At 64.7% G+C, this 16,011-nt stretch carries 16 protein-coding genes; 7 read left to right on the top strand and 9 right to left on the bottom strand.

Features of this window, described 5'->3' with window-relative positions:
- The first annotated feature begins 31 nt into the window (after positions 1-31).
- The gene (gene ydiK, locus QCE88_RS33920; RefSeq protein ID WP_309909778.1) at positions 32-1,189 is read left to right on the top strand and encodes an AI-2E family transporter YdiK; all 1,158 of its coding nucleotides are present in this window, start codon (positions 32-34) and stop codon (positions 1,187-1,189) included.
- Between the two features lie 75 nt (positions 1,190-1,264).
- Here the strand turns inward: ydiK and QCE88_RS33915 are convergent, their stop codons facing one another.
- From QCE88_RS33915 to QCE88_RS33905, 3 genes are all read right to left on the bottom strand, one after another.
- Positions 1,265-1,975, bottom strand: a complete 711-nt coding sequence (locus tag QCE88_RS33915) for a hypothetical protein (protein WP_309909777.1) — start codon at positions 1,973-1,975, stop codon at positions 1,265-1,267.
- Positions 1,976-2,148: 173 nt separating this feature from the next.
- Positions 2,149-3,855, bottom strand: coding sequence for an AMP-binding protein (locus QCE88_RS33910; protein WP_309909775.1), 1,707 nt, complete (start codon positions 3,853-3,855; stop codon positions 2,149-2,151).
- A gap of 31 nt (positions 3,856-3,886) precedes the next feature.
- Entirely contained in the window at positions 3,887-5,020 is a 1,134-nt protein-coding gene (locus QCE88_RS33905; RefSeq protein ID WP_309911001.1) for an acyl-CoA dehydrogenase family protein, read from the bottom strand.
- Between the two features lie 136 nt (positions 5,021-5,156).
- Between QCE88_RS33905 and QCE88_RS33900 the strand changes: the two genes are divergently transcribed.
- The gene (locus QCE88_RS33900) at positions 5,157-6,248 is read left to right on the top strand and encodes an AraC family transcriptional regulator (protein ID WP_309909773.1); all 1,092 of its coding nucleotides are present in this window, start codon (positions 5,157-5,159) and stop codon (positions 6,246-6,248) included.
- Between the two features lie 82 nt (positions 6,249-6,330).
- Positions 6,331-6,483, top strand: coding sequence for a hypothetical protein (locus tag QCE88_RS33895; protein ID WP_309909771.1), 153 nt, complete (start codon positions 6,331-6,333; stop codon positions 6,481-6,483).
- 4 nt (positions 6,484-6,487) lie between these two features.
- Here the strand turns inward: QCE88_RS33895 and QCE88_RS33890 are convergent, their stop codons facing one another.
- Together QCE88_RS33890 and QCE88_RS33885 are read right to left on the bottom strand one after the other, a co-directional pair.
- Positions 6,488-7,159 carry a hypothetical protein gene (locus QCE88_RS33890; protein ID WP_309909770.1) on the bottom strand — a complete coding sequence of 224 codons (672 nt, stop codon included), beginning with the start codon at positions 7,157-7,159 and terminating at the stop codon, positions 6,488-6,490.
- A gap of 229 nt (positions 7,160-7,388) precedes the next feature.
- Positions 7,389-8,684: an MFS family transporter gene (locus QCE88_RS33885; RefSeq protein WP_309909768.1), complete on the bottom strand. Its 1,296-nt coding sequence runs from the start codon at positions 8,682-8,684 to the stop codon at positions 7,389-7,391.
- Between the two features lie 386 nt (positions 8,685-9,070).
- Here QCE88_RS33885 and QCE88_RS33880 point away from each other — a divergent pair, with 386 nt between their 5' ends.
- Entirely contained in the window at positions 9,071-10,093 is a 1,023-nt protein-coding gene (locus tag QCE88_RS33880) for a DUF2891 domain-containing protein (RefSeq protein WP_309909766.1), read from the top strand.
- Positions 10,094-10,123: 30 nt separating this feature from the next.
- Here the strand turns inward: QCE88_RS33880 and QCE88_RS33875 are convergent, their stop codons facing one another.
- A complete protein-coding gene (locus QCE88_RS33875; RefSeq protein ID WP_309909764.1) occupies positions 10,124-10,444 on the bottom strand; it encodes a YnfA family protein in 321 nt (106 codons plus the stop codon).
- A 90-nt stretch (positions 10,445-10,534) separates the two neighbouring features.
- Here QCE88_RS33875 and QCE88_RS33870 point away from each other — a divergent pair, with 90 nt between their 5' ends.
- Entirely contained in the window at positions 10,535-11,920 is a 1,386-nt protein-coding gene (locus tag QCE88_RS33870) for an MATE family efflux transporter (RefSeq protein WP_309909763.1), read from the top strand.
- 52 nt (positions 11,921-11,972) lie between these two features.
- Here the strand turns inward: QCE88_RS33870 and QCE88_RS33865 are convergent, their stop codons facing one another.
- The 3 genes from QCE88_RS33865 to QCE88_RS33855 all read right to left on the bottom strand — a co-directional run bounded on the left by QCE88_RS33865 (position 11,973) and on the right by QCE88_RS33855 (position 14,803).
- Positions 11,973-12,467 (bottom strand): hypothetical protein, encoded by a 495-nt coding sequence (locus tag QCE88_RS33865; RefSeq protein WP_309909761.1) that lies wholly within the window; start codon positions 12,465-12,467, stop codon positions 11,973-11,975.
- A 9-nt stretch (positions 12,468-12,476) separates the two neighbouring features.
- Positions 12,477-13,523: an AAA family ATPase gene (locus tag QCE88_RS33860; protein WP_309909760.1), complete on the bottom strand. Its 1,047-nt coding sequence runs from the start codon at positions 13,521-13,523 to the stop codon at positions 12,477-12,479.
- Between the two features lie 209 nt (positions 13,524-13,732).
- Positions 13,733-14,803, bottom strand: coding sequence for an alpha/beta hydrolase (locus QCE88_RS33855; RefSeq protein ID WP_309909759.1), 1,071 nt, complete (start codon positions 14,801-14,803; stop codon positions 13,733-13,735).
- Between the two features lie 158 nt (positions 14,804-14,961).
- Between QCE88_RS33855 and QCE88_RS33850 the strand changes: the two genes are divergently transcribed.
- Entirely contained in the window at positions 14,962-15,717 is a 756-nt protein-coding gene (locus QCE88_RS33850) for a DNA/RNA non-specific endonuclease (protein ID WP_309909758.1), read from the top strand.
- On the top strand, positions 15,710-15,970 hold the full coding sequence (locus tag QCE88_RS33845; RefSeq protein WP_309909756.1) for a hypothetical protein: 261 nt from the start codon (positions 15,710-15,712) through the stop codon (positions 15,968-15,970). The genes QCE88_RS33850 and QCE88_RS33845 overlap by 8 nt, the downstream gene beginning before the upstream one ends.
- The last annotated feature ends 41 nt before the right edge of the window (positions 15,971-16,011 follow it).

Here is a 16,011-nt window from a genome sequence, read left to right as displayed (position 1 = left end):
GCTCCCGTCCAATTCCCTCCTCATACCCATCATGTCCACCACGCCCAACCCCGCCAATACTCCCCCGCCGCGTCAGCCCGTGGACATCGCCCGTATCCTGCTCGTCATCACGATACTCACGGCGCTCACCGTCGGCAGTCTCTATGTCCTGCGCCCCTTCCTGCCGGGACTCATCTGGGCCACCACCATCGTCGTGGCGACCTGGCCGCTGATGGTCGCGGTGCAGCGCCGCGTCGGCAATCGCCGCTGGGTGGCGACAAGCGTGATGCTGCTCATGCTCCTGATCGTCATCGTGCTGCCGCTCTATGAAGCCATTTCAACGCTGGCACTGCACGGCGGCGAAATCATGGCCGCCATCAAGACCCTGCCCTCCTACGCGCTGCCGCCGCCGCCCGGCTGGATCCACGACGTGCCGCTCGCCGGCGAACGCATCGCGAAAGAATGGCAGATGCTCTCCGACGCCGGCCCCGGCGGCCTGCTTGCCAAGCTCGAACCCTACGTGACCGTCGCCGCGCGCTGGATGCTTTCGCACGCGGCCGTGGTCGGCGTGTTCGTCGTGCACATGGTCATCACCGTGATCATCTCGGGCATTCTGTACATGAACGGCGAAGCAGCCGGACGCTTCATCACGCGCTTCGCGACGCGCATCGCAGCTCAGCGCGGCGCCGAAGCCGTCAAGCTCGCCGGCCTGGCCATTCGCGCGGTGGCGCTCGGCATCGTGGTCACGGCCGTCACGCAATCGGCGCTGGGCGGCATCGGCCTCGCGCTCGCGGGCGTGCCCGCCGCAGGCATCATCACCGCCGTCATGCTGATGCTGTGTCTCGCGCAGATCGGGCCGCTGCTGCCGCTGCTCGGCGGCGTCGCCTGGCTGTTCTGGCACGGCGCGCATGTCGCGTCGATTTTGTTGCTCGTGTGGTCGATCATGATCGCGATGCTCGACAACTTCCTGCGCCCCATCCTGATCCGGCGCGGCGTGAACCTTTCCATGCTGCTGATTCTGTCCGGCGTGCTCGGCGGCATGTTCGCGTTCGGCATCGTCGGGTTGTTCATCGGTCCGGTGATTCTTGCCGTGACGTCGACGATCCTCAACGCGTGGATCAACGAGCAGCCGCCGCTGCCGCAAGTCGAAGCGATGCGCGGCGCCGCGACCGCAGGCGATCTCGCGGACGCAGCCAGAAGGCGTCCCTGAGACCGATGAAAAAAAGCGGCGAAGCCTTCAGGGCTCCGCCGCTTTGCTGCACCCCGTGCTGCACGCCGCGCGCGTTTATTTCACGCCGGTCAACGCCGAAGTCGCGATCGACGGCACCGAAATGTTGTTGGCCTTCGCGTACTGCACGGCCTGCGTGAGCGTCTGCACCAGCGACTGCAACTGCCCCGGCGCGGACTGCGCAATATACGTCGCGGCCTGCGCGGTACCCGGATTCGAACCGGCTTGCAGCAGCGACGACACGTTCATCGAGTTCTTGACCGCGCCGAGACCGGATTGCAGGCCCGCGTACTGTTGCACGCCTTGACCGAGCGATGCGAGGCCGTCGCTGAAGGTCTGCTTGCTGGCGGCCGTCGGCGGCGTGGCCGAGTTATTCGAGAATGCCTGCATCAGCGATTGGGACACGCTCTGCTGCGTGCCGCCGAGTTGCGACAACACGCTCGTGCTCGGCGCGCCGCCGGCCGTTGCACCCGAGAGCAATCCCGCCGCCGACTGCGCCTGACTCGCGGCGCTCGACATGCCCATCGCCGACGCCAGGCTCGACTGCCCCGTCAACACTTGCTGATTCGCGCCGAGATAGTTCTGCACGAGCGAGCCGAGCGCCGAAGGCTGCGCGGCCTGGTTCGACGTCGCGCCAGCGACATCCGACTTGGCGCTGCCGAAGCCGAATTGCTGCAGATTGAGTTGCGCGTAGGATGCGGCCGGGGCCAGCAACGAGAATGCAATGCCCGATGCAATGATTGCGCGGCGCGATGCGGGTTTCGACATGATCCGTCCTCCTGTTCAATGGGTCCGATGCTGAATCAGGGCGATTCGACCATCGGTCCGGAGGACGGTTCGGCGCAGAAACATTTGCTTGCGAAAATCGTCGGGGGAATGCGTTTTGCGCGGGTTATCCAGCGAGCGCGCCGCGTAATGCCGACACGGCGCGCTTGAACGTTTCAACCTGCCTTGCTGGTTTGACGCAACTCCGGGAAATCCTCTTCCCAGAACTCGAATTCGCCGCGCGCACCGTCTTCGGTGCGCGCCGCTTCCTGGCGACGCAAATCGACACGGCGGATCTTGCCCGAGATGGTTTTCGGCAAGTCGGCGAATTCGAGCCTGCGAATGCGTTTGTAGGGCGCCAGGCGCTCGCGCGAAAACGCGAACACACTGCGCGCGAGATCCGGGCCGATGGCATAGCCATGACGCAGCGTGACGAACGCCTTCGGCACCGCGAGGCGCAGCGGGTCGGGACTCGGCACGACCGCCGCTTCGGCAATCGCCTCATGCTCGATCAGCACGCTCTCCAGTTCGAACGGGCTCAGCCGGTAGTCCGACGACTTGAACACGTCGTCTGCCCGGCCGACATAGACGAAATAGCCGTCGCTGCCGCGCAGCGCCACATCCGAAGTGCGATAGAACCCGCCGCGCATCGCGGTCTCCGTGGCCTTCGGATTGTCTGCATAGCCGGTCATCAGGCCGAGCGGCGGCGGATCGAGCGCCAGCGCAATTTCGCCCTCTTCCGTCTCCACCCCGTCCGGATCGAGCAGCGCAACGCGATAGCCCGGCAGCGGCCGGCCCATCGAGCCGGGCACGAGCCGCTGTCCCGGCGTGTTGGCAATCTGCGCGGTGGTTTCCGTCTGGCCGTAACCGTCGCGGATCGACAGGCCCCATGCGGCCTGCACGCGCTCGATGATTTCCGGATTCAACGGCTCGCCCGCGCCGACGATCTCGCGCAACTTCACCGCATACGACGCCAGCGGCTCCTGCACGAGCATGCGCCAGACGGTCGGCGGCGCGCACAGCGTGGTGACTTCATGCTCGACGAGTACGTCAAGCGCGCGAGTGGCGTCGAAACGGCTGAAGTTGTAAATGAACACGCAGGCCCGCGCGTTCCACGGCGCAAAGAAGCAACTCCACGCATGCTTCGCCCAGCCGGGCGAGCTGATGTTCCAGTGCACGTCGCCGGGTTGCAGGCCGATCCAGTACATCGTCGACAGATGACCCACCGGATAACTCTGATGCGTATGCGCGACGAGCTTCGGTTTCGAGGTCGTGCCCGACGTGAAATACAGCAGATACGGATCGGCGGCATTCGTTTCGGCATCCGGAGCAAACTCCGGCGACGTTTCGTAAGCGGCATCGTGATCCAGCCAGCCTTCGCGCACGCCGCCCACCGCGATGCGCAGCCCCGGCACGTCGATACCGTCGAACTTCGGCGTATCGGCGGCATCGACGATCACATGCTGCACGCGCCCAAGTGCGATGCGATCGCGCAGGTCGGCAGGCGCGAGCTGCGTCGTCGCGGGCAGGACAATGGCGCCGAGCTTCATCGCGGCGAGCATGACGTCCCACAGTTCGACGCGGTTCGGCAGCATCAGCAGGATGCGCTCGCCCCGCGCGACACCCAGCCCGCGCAGATGATTCGCGACGCGCGCCGAACGCTCGCCCATCTGCGCGAAAGAAAGGCGTGTCGCGCTGCCGCCTTCATCGACGATATGCAAGGCCGGCGCGTGATTGTCGCGGGCCATCGGGTCGAAGTAGTCGAGCGCCCAGTTGAAGCGGTCGAGCAATGGCCACTTGAAGTCGCGATAGGCCGTGTCGTAATCGGTGCGATGCGCAAACAGAAAATCTCGTGCTTCGATGAAAGCCGTGGCGTCGTTCATTGCGTCTCCGTGATTTTTATAGGGGCACCGCTCAGACGTTGCGCGCGATCACCATCCGCTGCACCTCGCTCGTGCCTTCGTAGATCTGGGTGATGCGTGCATCGCGATAATGCCGCTCCACCGGATAGTCCTCCAGATAGCCATAGCCGCCGTGGATCTGGATGGCATCGGAACACACGCGCTCCGCCATTTCCGACGCGAACAGCTTCGCCTGCGACGCCTCCGACAGGCACGGCACGCCTTCCGTGCGCATCCGCGCCGCGTGATGGATCAGGAGGCGCGCGGCGTTGATCTGCGTCTGCATGTCGGCCAGCTTGTTGGCGACCGATTGATGTTCATGGATCGGCCGGCCGAACTGCACGCGCTCGCGGGCATAGGCGCGGGCCGCATCGAAGGCCGCGCGGGCGATGCCCAGCGCCTGCGCCGCAATGCCGATGCGCCCGCCCTCCAGATTCGACAGCGCAATCTTCAAACCCTCGCCGCGCTGGCCGAGCAGATTGGCAGCGGGAATCGCGCAGTCGTCAAAGGTGATCGGGCAGGTGTCGGACGCGCGAATGCCGAGCTTGTGTTCCGGTGCGCCGACATTGAAGCCCGGCGTGTCCTTCGGCACGATGAACGCCGAGATGCCGCGCTTGCCCTGTTCCGGGTCCGTGACCGCGAAGACGATCGCCACGCCCGCGCGCCCGCCATTGGTCACGAACTGCTTGCTGCCCGACAGGACCCACTGGCCGTCGCGTTCCACCGCGCGCACGCGCAGGTTGTTGGCTTCGGAGCCGGCCTGCGGCTCGGTCAGGCAGAACGCGCCGATCACTTCGCCGCTCGCGAGCTTCGGCAGCCATTCGGCTTTCTGCGCGTCGGTGCCGTAAGCGAGGATCGGGCCGCAGCCGACCGAGTTGTGCACGCTCATCAGCGTCGCGCACGAGGCGCAGCCTGAGGCGATCTCTTCCATCGCGAGGGCGTAGGCGGTGTAGTCGCTGAAGGTGCCGCCCAGCTCGGCCGGCACGATCATGCCGAGCAGGCCGAGTTCGCCCAGTTGCCGGATGACGCTGTCAGGCAGCGCGCCTTCGCGGTCCCACTGGCCCGCATTGGGCGCGAGGACTTCGGTCGCGAACTGGCGCGCCGCGTCGCGAATCATGCGCTGCTCTTCGGTGAGGAATGGGTCGATCATGGTTCTGTGTCTGAAAGGACTGGGGGTCGATGCCGAGCCGCGCGGCATCGATCGTGTAAGCTTGCTGGCCGCCAATGCTGGCAGACGCCGGCGGTCATCCGTTCGAGTCTAGGCAATCGCCGGACCCTGGCCGATGCCCGAAACGATCACGCTTACTGAGCGCTTTGGCCACCTAGTGACAACCCCAAGTCCCGACAAGCCCATCGAACACGTTGAGCACGTCGAACACGTCGAGCGCGATTCGATCGCCGTGAGTCTCGTCGACGCCGCGCTGCGCTGCGCCGAGGCGCGCGGCGTCGCGCGCGACGGCTTGCTGGCCGCGGCGGGCATCGCACCGGCGATGCTGGCCTCGCCGCGTGGGCGTGTGTCGCCGGAGCAGTACGGCAAGTTGTGGCACGCAGCGGCCGACGCCCTCGACGACGAGTTCTTCGGCCAGGACGCCCATCCGATGCGCCGCGGCAGCTTCGTGCTGATGTGTCATGCGGCGCTCTCCGCGCGCGACGGCACGCAGGCGCTGACGCGCATTGCGGATTTCATGCGGCTGGTGCTCGACGAACTGCGCTTCACGCCCGACATCGACGGCACACGCGTGCGCATCTGGCTCGACGACCGTGGCGATGCCCGCACGATGTTCGCCTACGCGACCGGCTTCATTCTCGTATACGGGCTGCTGTGCTGGCTGGTCGGCCGGCGCATTCCGGTGCTGGCCGCGCATTTGCGCTGCCCCGAACCCGAGGCCGGCGACGAGTACCGCCTGATGTTCTGCGAGGACATGCGTTTTGGCGCGGCGCGTTCGTTCGTCGATCTCGATGCCGGATGCGCGACGCTGCCCGTCGTGCAGACGCGCGCGACGCTCAAACGCTTCCTGCGCGCGGCGCCGGCCAACTTCATCGTGAAGTATCGCAATCCGGATTCATTGACGGCGCGGATCAGACGCCATCTCCGGGAGACGCCGCCCGCCGACTGGCCGGAAGCGGAACCACTGGCCGCCGCGCTCAACATGGCGGAAGCGACGCTGCGCCGCCGGCTGAAGCTGGAAGGCTCGACCTACCGGGCGATCAGGGACGCGCTGCGGCGCGATCTCGCCATCGCGCGTCTCGCGCATACGCGGGAGACGATTCCGCAGATCGCCGACGCACTCGGCTTTGCCGAACCGAGCGCATTCCGGCGGGCCTTCAGGAAGTGGACGGGCGTACGCCCCGCGGACTACCGCCGGGGACGCTGACTGCGGGGGCGTGGCGGGACTGCTATATTGAATTTTCGCCTCGCCTCATCGGCCTGAACCGACGACCCGCACGGAGCGCACCATGACGAAGCCCAGCCGCGACGAACCTGCGAAGCAGGACCTTCCCGACGAAGATGCCTTGCTCGACGAGGCGCTGGAAGAGAGCTTTCCGGCAAGCGATCCCATCGCGGTTCATCCGGAACCGAGACGCCGCGACGAGGACAAGCAACAGTAGAAAATCAATCGCCCGTTTCGGGTTCGTCGGGCGCGGTGAGCAGCGTCACGAGCTTCTCGACATGCTGATGCAGCAGCTTGACGTGCTTGTCGATCTGCTCCAGGCGTCCGGTGAGATCCGCCTTGGCCGCTTCGCTCATGCGGTCGGAGGCGATGAGTTCGTCCACTTTCGGCTGCATCGAATCGACCTGCAATAACCCGAGCTGCCGTTCGAGGCGGCGCAGGTCCTGTGACAACAGCTCGCGGTTCTTGCGAAACAGCAAGTCACGCCGGTTGTTCTCCGCCTGCTGCTGCGCGAGGTCGGCGACCCGTCGCGTCGCCTCGGTCTGGGACAAGAGCGGTTCCGGGCCGCGCAGCACCGAGCGCTTCGGCGCCGGATGCGCGGTGCCGCGAAATACGGCCATCGGGGTTTCTTCATCGAGCGCGCGCTGCACGTCCGCCGGCACTTCGGCCGGGCTGTGGCGTTCATCCATCCAGTGCGGCGGCAGACCCGCCACCAGCTCGATGCCGCGCACGAATTCCTCATTGAAGTCGCGCTGACCCGCGACGATGAGCTTCATGAACGACGGCGAGAAGTTCATCATGCGCGCGAGGCGTCCGGCGCCCCCCGGCGAGCCGACCAGCACGCTCAGATTGGCGCGCCAGACGACAAACAGCGTTTCGTCGAAATCTTCCATGAACAGGCTCCAGGCAGACCGAGGCTCGACTCCGCCATCGGTGTAGCGCGCGGAGTGCGCGCGCATGCAACTCCGGTTCCCGATTACGCTGGCGCGCCGTGCATGGCGCGCCGTCACATCCCGCATCAAACACCATACTGGCGCCATCGGCAAGCCCGGCGGTGTGCGCGGTCTGGCCGGACGCGGCGCGGCTGCCACACCGCGGTGCGCGGCAGCCGGCCCGCCACGCTTACGCTTCGTTGCGCAGATAGCCTTCCTTGCTCGGGTCGCGCATACGGAAGGACACGAGGAACGAGATGAAGCACATCACCGTGACATACCAGAAGAAAGCGGATTCGTTGCCCGCCGACTTGAGCCACAGCGCGACGTATTCGGCCGAGCCGCCGAAGATCGCGTTGGCGACCGCATACGACAGGCCCACGCCCAGCGCACGCACTTCCGGCGGGAACATCTCCGCCTTGATGAGACCGCTGATCGACGTATAGAAGCTCACGATCGCCAGCGCCACCACGACCAGCACGAAGGCCATCACCGGACTCGTGACGCCCGACAGCGCATGCAGCAGCGGCACCGTGCCGAGCGTGGCGAGGCCGCCGAACCAGAGCATCGAGGTACGCCGGCCGATCCGGTCCGACAGCGCGCCGAACAACGGTTGCAACAACATGTAGACCAGCAGCGCGGCGGTCATCACGTTGCTGGCCGTCTTCGCATGCATGCCGGCCGTGTTGACCAGATACTTCTGCATATAGGTCGTGAACGTGTAGAAAATCAGCGAGCCGCCCGCCGTGAAGCCCACCACGGTCATGAACGCGGCCTTGTGCTGCATCAGGCCGGCCAGTGTGCCGGCTTCCTTGCGATCGCGCGTTTCGGCGGTCGAGGTTTCATCGAGCGAACGGCGCAGGTACAGCGAAATCAGCGCCGCGCACGCACCGATGAAGAACGGAATGCGCCAGCCCCAGGCCTTGAGTTCGTCGGTCGAAAGGAAGAACTGCAGCACCACCAAGACAAGCAGCGCGCCGAGCTGGCCGCCGATCAGCGTCACATACTGGAAAGACGCGAAGAAGCCACGCCGGCCGCGCAGGGCCACTTCACTCATGTAGGTCGCGCTGGTGCCGTATTCGCCGCCCACCGACAAACCCTGGAACAGCCGGGCAATCAGCAGCAGGAACGGTGCCCACGCGCCGATGCTCGCGTAGGTCGGCAGGAAGGTGATGACGAGCGAACCGCCGCACATCATCAGGACCGAGATCATCATGGCGTTGCGTCGGCCGTGCTTGTCGGCGATACGGCCAAACAGCCAGCCGCCGATGGGACGCATCAGGAAGCCCGCCGCGAACACGCCTGCGGTGTTCAGCAGCTGTACGGTCGGATTGCCGCCCGGGAAGAACGCCGCCGAGAAATACAGCGCGAGGAACGAGTAAATATAGAAGTCGAACCACTCGACGAGGTTGCCCGACGAAGCGCCGACGATCGCAAAAACGCGGCGCCGCGTGTCCTCCGCGGTGTAGGCAGGAAAGTCATTCATGTCGTGTCTTGATCTCTTGGTCGTTGTGCAAATGACGCGTCCCAGGGCTCGTGACCCCGGTGCGGAATGCTCCTGACGGCATTCGGGCGCCAGTTTATACGACGATCCGCACCGTGGCGCGCGCCGGGCAGGCGGGCAAACGCCCATTGCGGACGGGTCGAACGGCGCGTTCGCGCGCTTCGCGTCATGCGCACGACGGCCGTTGAAAGCGCCTGCAGGCTTGTGGCAAAGGCATTCGAGCGGCTTGCAGAAGTATGTTTCGCGGCTTTCAGACAATGACTCGACTGCATCCCACATGTCGGTTTAGGTAATTACCCTTATTCGAGACTTTATCTATCATTTATCGATAAAGTCTCGGAACCCAGAGACAGTTACACGAGGTCTGCATGAATCCACACGCTCCGCTTGCCCTCGACGCCGCGCTGGCGTCGAAATTCGCCCAGGTCGCGCTCGGGCACCTGACGCGCGAGTATCCGAACAAGCTCGATCACGTCATGGCCGACGCAGCCGACGTGCAAAGCCCGCGCGCGTTGCATCCGATCTTCTATGGCAGCTTCGACTGGCATTCCTGCGTTCACGGCTACTGGCTGATCGCGCGTCTGCTCGATCGCTTTCCGGATCTGCCCGAGGCGCCGCGCATCCGCGCCGTGATCGACGAGCATTTCACCGAGGCGAACGTCGCGGCCGAGGTCGCTTATCTGCAGCGCCCCGCCGCGCGCGGCTTCGAGCGGCCCTACGGCTGGGCGTGGCTGCTCGCGCTCGCGGGCCAGTTGCGGTCGATGACATCCGCCGATGGCCGACGCTGGGCTCATACGCTGCAACCGCTCGCCGATGCGTTCGTTGCGCGCTTCGTGGAATTCCTGCCTAAATCGACCTATCCGCTCAGGGTCGGCACGCACTTCAACATGGCGTTCGCGCTGACGCTCTCGCTGGGCTATGCGCGCGTGGCGCAGGACGCGGACTTCGAACGGTTGCTGAGCGCGACTGCACTGCGCTGGTTCGAGAAGGACGAAGCGTGTCAGGCGTGGGAACCGGCCGGCGACGAGTTTCTCTCGCCCTCGCTGATGGAAGCCGTGCTGATGAGGCATGTGTTGCCGGAGGGGCGCTTCGTCGGCTGGTTCGACCGGTTCCTGCCGCAGATTGCCGCGCGCGAGCCCGCGACGCTGTTCACGCCAGCCACCGTCACGGACCGCAGCGACGGCAAGCTCGCTCACCTCGACGGCCTCAATCTGAGCCGCGCGTGGTGTCAGCGGACGATCGCGCGCGCCCTGCCTGCGGGCGATGCGCGCGCCGCCGTGCTGAACGCGAGCGCGGACGAGCATCTCGCGTCGGGGATTGCGCACGTCGCGGGGGATTACATGGGCGAGCACTGGCTCGCGACCTTTGCGCTGCTGGCGCGCGAAGCCTGAGAAGGCTAGTCCAGCGCGGCTGTCAGAGGTTCAAACGCGCGGCTGGAACGCGATCACGCTCATGCCTGCGAGCGCGATCGCCGCGCCGGCGAGGTCCCACGCGGTGGGCCGGATGCGATCGACGGCCCATAGCCACATGATCGCCACGCCGATATACACACCGCCGTACGCCGCGTACACGCGTCCCGCCGCCGCGGCGTGCAGCGTCAGCAGCCACGCGAACAGCGCCAGGGACAGCGCGCCCGGCACGAGCAGCCAGGGCGAACCGCCGTGCTTGAGCCATCGATACGGGAAGTAACAACCGGCGATCTCGGCGACGGCCGTAATGACATACAGCGCGAAGGTTTTCATGTCGCGCATTATCGGCTTTGAAGCGAGGTTGCGTCGCGGGCGGGCGCTACGGACAATGACGCCTTCCCCACGAATCCACGAAACGCGCGCATGAACGCGCGTTCGACCGCTGTGCAGACAACTTCGCAAGATTCAGGCGGCGAGCCGGCCGCGCTGCCCGTGCATTGGCACAAACGCGTACTGACGCTGGCGTTTCCCATCGTCCTCGCGAACCTGACGCAGCCGATTCTCGGTGCCGTCGATACAGCCGTCGCCGGTCATCTCGACGGGCCTCAGTATCTCGGCGGCGTCGCGCTCGGCGGCCTGGTGTTCAGCTTCGTCTTCTGGGGTTTCGGCTTCCTGCGCATGGGCACGACAGGCCTGGTCGCGCAGGCCTTCGGCGCGCACGACGACGCGGCGTTGCGCGCCAACGTCCTGCGCGCGATGGTGCTGGCGTTCGCGATCGGCATGGCCGTGCTCGCGTTGCAGTTGCCGGTCATCCGCTATGCGCTCGCCGCGCTGGGCGGCAGCGCAGCCGTTCAGGACACAGCGAGCGCCTACAGTCACGCACGCATCTGGGCCGCGCCGTTCGCGCTCGGCAACTACGTCGTGCTTGGCGCGCTCCTCGGCTGCCAGCGCGTGCGGCTCGCGCTGGTTACGCAGATCTTCATCAATCTGGTGAACATCGTTGCGGTGTTGCTGTTCGTGTATCGCTTCGGCTGGGGCATCGCGGGCATCGGCGCGGCCACGGCTTTCGCCGACTTCTGCGGCTTCCTGCTCGGCGTCGCAATTTTGTGGCGCTTGCGGCCGCGCGGGCTTGAAGCGCTCGCCTGGCGCGTGCTGCTCGACGGGCATGCGTTGAAGCGTCTGGTGGCGATCAACCGGGACATCTTCGTTCGCACGATCTGCCTGCTGGGTTCCTACGCGTGGTTCGCGCATCTCGGCGCGCGACAGGGCGATGCCGTCCTCGCGGCCAACGCCGTGCTGCTGAATTTTCAAACCTTCATGGCGTTCGGTCTCGATGGCTTCGCGCATGCCGCCGAGGCGCTCGTCGGCGCGGCGGCCGGCGCGCGCGACCGGCATGCGTTTCGTCAGGCCCTGAAGGTCACGATGTTGTGGTCGATCATCGGCGCGGCGGGATTTTCGGTCGTGTATGCGCTAGGCGGCGAGTGGATCATCGGCAGGCTGACGGATCAGGTAGTCGTGCATGCGGCCGCCTTGCGCTATCTGCCGTGGGCGGCGGTGCTGCCGGTGGTGTCGGTGGCGGGGTTTCTGCTCGATGGCGTGTTTATCGGCGCTACGCGTACGCGGGAACTCATGAAGGCGATGGCGGTGTCGCTCGGGGTGTTTCTGCTGGCGGCGTGGGGGCTGGCGGGGACGCTCGGGAATCACGGGTTGTGGCTCGCGCTGGTGGTGTTCATGGTGGCGCGAGGGGTGACGTTGGGGGTGCAGGTGCCGGGGGTGGAGCGGAGGGTAGGAGGCAACGCGCTGGATTAACGCCTTGTGCGGAATGACGGCAACCAGGCTTCCATCCTTGTTTCCGCGACGCCTAGGTTACTGTCCAGTTCAAGCCCCGCAAATTTGACTTGGATACGACTTTCGGATGGGCATCGACTGCGCGCAGCAAGCGACGCAGTTTCTGCTTGATATCGGCAGGATCCACGATCGGACGATGGTTCTGCGGTTGTTCGAGATGCGCAATCACACTGAGCGAATCGCACGCCAGAATAGCTGTCGCCAGTTGACGTTCCGAGTCGTCGTTGGCGCGAAGCTTAGCCGGCAGCATCGCAGCCAGGGTGTGCAGTACCTTCGTTGCGATCGCTTCAGGCAGTTGAGAGGGCTTCTCCGCATCCGGATGCCGATAATCTTTGACTTCGATGAGGAAAGCCTCATTCGTGTCCGTTATCGCCAAGACATCGACGGCTTTAATGCCCTCTCCTTGCCTGGCGAAACCCGAACGGTAAAACGACCACTCGTCGTACTTGCTGGCTTGCCACGTTTGAGGAAAAGTAAATATCAAACCATCGACGTTCAAAGTCGGCATGCATGGTCCCTACAACGCGAGATATCGATCTGATTGCTGCAAAGTCTCTTCCAGCGCCGTGATGTCGCCGATGTCATCGAGCGATGGCCCTTGCACGACTTCAACGCCTTCCGCCCGCGATTGCAAACCGAAATACCGGGCCTCCAACGCGGGCTCCTTGTCGTCTGCCAGAAGGATCTCCAGTTCGCGCAGCAGGAACAGGCTGTGAGTCGCAATGAAGACCTGGATGCCGTTGGCGCACAGTGCCACGATCGTGCGCGCCACCTGCTTGATCAAGCGCGGATTCAGGTTGGCTTCCGGTTCGTCCCAGAACAAATAACCCTGGTCAAGCAAAGCTCCCGTGGCGATCAGACGCGCAAGCATGCCCAACTTGCGCAGGCCCTCGGCGACCAGCGGCATTTCCGTGCGCCCATTGGGCGTGCGCAGATAGAAGCGCCCGTTCTTGTCGAGTTCGATGAAGCCGTCCATTGCTTTCTCGAGCGGATCAAGCAGGCGTTGTATATCCGTTTCTCTCGGACCTCGCTGCAACAACGCTCCCAGCAAGACGCAGGTATCAAACCATGTTTCCTCGAACTCCAGATAGTGGTTTTGATAGACCGAAACGAAATTCGGATAAATCGTCAGCAATTCACGCGTCGGCAGATAGGTGGGAGCGGTGCCCAGCCACTGCTTCGGCAGTTGCGTGACGCTGACTTCCGATTTGCTGTTCGTCGCGAAACCAAAGTCGATGTCCAGCCCGGTGTCGGCAAAACTCAACTGGACATCGCAACGTTCCCGCCCTTGCTTCCGGCGCGCCAGCCGGCCAAGCGACTCCGGACGAAACACGTTGACCAGTTTGTCGGCCAGACGCGTCTGCAGGATGGTCTTCGTGGGCGCCGATGCCGCCTGCCCCTTGATGCCCTCCTGCCAGCTGGCCGCAAGTACCGAATAGGCCAGCTTCAGGAGATGGGTTTTGCCTGCACCGTTCTCGCCGACAAACACATTGAGATGCTTCCCGAACGCCAGATCGGCTTGAGGGAGCACCGTGAAATTTTGAATTTTCAGTCGTTTCAGCATGAACGGTCTCGCATGGATCCCAGCACGGTGGATCCATCACCAGCAGGGGATGGCCCGACGTCGGTCCGCACAGGCTGCGTCAGCCATTTTCAAAGCGGACAGGCGCGGACTCAGGCCGCATTGTATCTGCGTCGGTTCCGAGTCAATACGATGCGAGGGAGACGCGTCCACGCGACACGCGATTGCGAGCGGGGAAGTCTTTCCCACGTTCAGTGATTCGTCGGCGTTCCAGCCAACCCCTCCAGCAACGCCCGATGAAACCCCTCCGGATCCTGCATCTGCGGCGCGTGCCCCGCATCCGGGAACTCCACCAGCCTCGCACCCGGAATCCGCTCCTTCGCCAGCTTCGCCAATTCCGGATACCGCCCCAGCGTCGGCCGAACCTCCGGAGGCGCGAACTCCTTTCCAATCGCCGTCGTGTCCTTGTCGCCGATCATCAGCAGCGTCGGCGTCTTCAGCTTGTCGAACTCATACACCACCGGCTGCGTATAAATCATGTCGTACAGCAGCGCCGAATTCCACGCGACGATCTCCTTCCCCGGTCCGCGATACATCCCCGCGAGCATCTGCACCCACGGTTCATAAGCGTCGCGCCATTGCCCTGCGTAATACGTGTTCTGCTCATAGCGACGAATACCGTCGGCGCTCGTCTTGAGCTCACGCGCATACCAGTCGTCGATGGACACCGAAGGCACGCCCTTCGCCTTCCAGTCCTCGAGCCCGATCGGATTCACCAGCACAAGCTGCTCCGTCTCCTGCGGATACATCAGCGCATAGCGCACCGCGAGCATGCCGCCGGTCGAATGCGCGATGAGCGTTGCACGCGGCACGCCGAGCGCGGTCAGCAACGCATGCGTGTTGCGCGCGAGCTGCTGGAAGCTGTACTGGTAACGCTCGGGCTTGGTGGACTTGCAGAAGCCGATCTGATCCGGCGCGATCACGCGATACCCCGCGCCCGTCAGCACGTCGATGGTCTGCTTCCAGGTCGCCGAACAGAAGTTCTTCCCATGCAGCAGCACCGCGGTGCGGCCGTTCGGATGCGGCGGATGCACGTCCATATAGGCCATGCGCACCACTTGCCGTTGCGACGTGAACGCAAAGCGCGCGACCGGATACGGATAGTCGAAGCCTTGCAGTTCCGGACCGTAGGCCGGGCCGTCGTTGCTGCCCGACGGCGCGACTGCCGCTTCATCGGCAAGAGCATGAACAGGAACGACGCACGACAGCGCGACACACGCCATGAACGACACCAATACAGAGCGGAAGACGGACGAATTCATGTTCGCTGGATGACCTGACGGGTTGATTTCGAGGCCGACGCATTCTAGCGCGCCGCCCCTGCGCACGCCGGACGCACCCCGCGCGCCGCATCCTGCGCTTATACTTTGGCCCGCTTTCCGCACCCGTCCGCGGTGCATCAACCCGGCACACTACCCGCATGCAATTCCGCTTCAAGGCACTCGCCGCCGCGCTCGGCCTCGTGTGCATCAGCGCCGTCGCGAGCGACTGCCCGCAGTTCAGTCCCGGCGGCCATGAGCCCGTCGTCGTCAACGCGAAGATGCGCGCGGCGACCCAGGAAGTCTGCTACACCGATTTCGCGCTGCTCCATTCCGGTGTCACGCACGGACCGCTGTGGTCGGCGGAACACCTGACGGCGCAAGGCATCGACGAGGCAAAGAACAACACGCGCACCAACCGCTTCTTCGTCGAGAAGCGTCTGCCGCCCGGCGCCAGCGCGCAACTCGCCGACTACAAGAAAAGCGGCTTCGATCGCGGCCACATGAGCCCGGCCGGCGACCGCGCCAGCAAGAAAGGCATGGCCGAGTCGTTCTCGCTCGCCAACATCGTGCCGCAGGACCCATCGAACAACCGGCGCATCTGGGCGCGCATCGAGGAAGCCGTGCGCCGCTTGACCGAGCAATCCGGCGAAGCCTACGTCGTCACCGGGCCGCTGTTCTCGGGACGCCAGTTGCAGACGATCGGCGAATCGCGCGTCTTCGTGCCGACGCAACTCTACAAGGTGGTCTATCTGCCGCAGCGGCAGATCGCCTTCGCGGTCGTGGTGGACAATGCCTCCACCGAGACCTACACGATGAAAACCGTCCGCGAGCTCGAAGCCATGAGCGGCCTCGCGTTTCCCGGCATCCCGGACGGCCTCAAGGACAAGCGAATCGGAGGACTGAAAGGTGTTTAAGCCATTTGCGAACGATACCGACGCCCTGAACATCGCCGGCGATGCCATCAACATCGTCAACGGCACGACCCGCGTGACCCTCAGCGGCGACCTGACGATCACGCGCGACAAGGCCGGCCTCGCCAACGCGCTCGCGCTCTACAAGGCGCTGGGCGCCATCGTCGAGACGCTGCAAGGCGATGCATCCTTACCCGCGAAACTTCCGGATGAACCGGACACGCCCGCCGGCAAGGCCGACAATCCGTTCATCTGAGCCGCCAGGCGCCGCACACGAAAGCGGCGCGGAGAACCGAA

The organism is Caballeronia sp. LZ035 (assembly GCF_031451175.1).
Classification (GTDB): domain Bacteria; phylum Pseudomonadota; class Gammaproteobacteria; order Burkholderiales; family Burkholderiaceae; genus Caballeronia.
Note: the sequence above shows the minus strand (reverse complement) of the source record. Positions and strands in the feature narration are given on the sequence as shown.

What these genes read in the sequence shown, in the direction of transcription:
- ydiK (WP_309909778.1), top strand. Translation starts at nt 32, where the DNA reads ATGTCCACCACGCCCAACCCCGCCAATACTCCCCCGCCGCGTCAGCCC.
- QCE88_RS33915 (WP_309909777.1), bottom strand. Translation starts at nt 1,975, where the DNA reads ATGTCGAAACCCGCATCGCGCCGCGCAATCATTGCATCGGGCATTGCA.
- QCE88_RS33910 (WP_309909775.1), bottom strand. Translation starts at nt 3,855, where the DNA reads ATGAACGACGCCACGGCTTTCATCGAAGCACGAGATTTTCTGTTTGCG.
- QCE88_RS33900 (WP_309909773.1), top strand. Translation starts at nt 5,157, where the DNA reads ATGCCCGAAACGATCACGCTTACTGAGCGCTTTGGCCACCTAGTGACA.
- QCE88_RS33895 (WP_309909771.1), top strand. Translation starts at nt 6,331, where the DNA reads ATGACGAAGCCCAGCCGCGACGAACCTGCGAAGCAGGACCTTCCCGAC.
- QCE88_RS33890 (WP_309909770.1), bottom strand. Translation starts at nt 7,159, where the DNA reads ATGGAAGATTTCGACGAAACGCTGTTTGTCGTCTGGCGCGCCAATCTG.
- QCE88_RS33885 (WP_309909768.1), bottom strand. Translation starts at nt 8,684, where the DNA reads ATGAATGACTTTCCTGCCTACACCGCGGAGGACACGCGGCGCCGCGTT.
- QCE88_RS33880 (WP_309909766.1), top strand. Translation starts at nt 9,071, where the DNA reads ATGAATCCACACGCTCCGCTTGCCCTCGACGCCGCGCTGGCGTCGAAA.
- QCE88_RS33875 (WP_309909764.1), bottom strand. Translation starts at nt 10,444, where the DNA reads ATGAAAACCTTCGCGCTGTATGTCATTACGGCCGTCGCCGAGATCGCC.
- QCE88_RS33870 (WP_309909763.1), top strand. Translation starts at nt 10,535, where the DNA reads ATGAACGCGCGTTCGACCGCTGTGCAGACAACTTCGCAAGATTCAGGC.
- QCE88_RS33865 (WP_309909761.1), bottom strand. Translation starts at nt 12,467, where the DNA reads ATGCCGACTTTGAACGTCGATGGTTTGATATTTACTTTTCCTCAAACG.
- QCE88_RS33860 (WP_309909760.1), bottom strand. Translation starts at nt 13,523, where the DNA reads ATGCTGAAACGACTGAAAATTCAAAATTTCACGGTGCTCCCTCAAGCC.
- QCE88_RS33855 (WP_309909759.1), bottom strand. Translation starts at nt 14,803, where the DNA reads ATGAATTCGTCCGTCTTCCGCTCTGTATTGGTGTCGTTCATGGCGTGT.
- QCE88_RS33850 (WP_309909758.1), top strand. Translation starts at nt 14,962, where the DNA reads ATGCAATTCCGCTTCAAGGCACTCGCCGCCGCGCTCGGCCTCGTGTGC.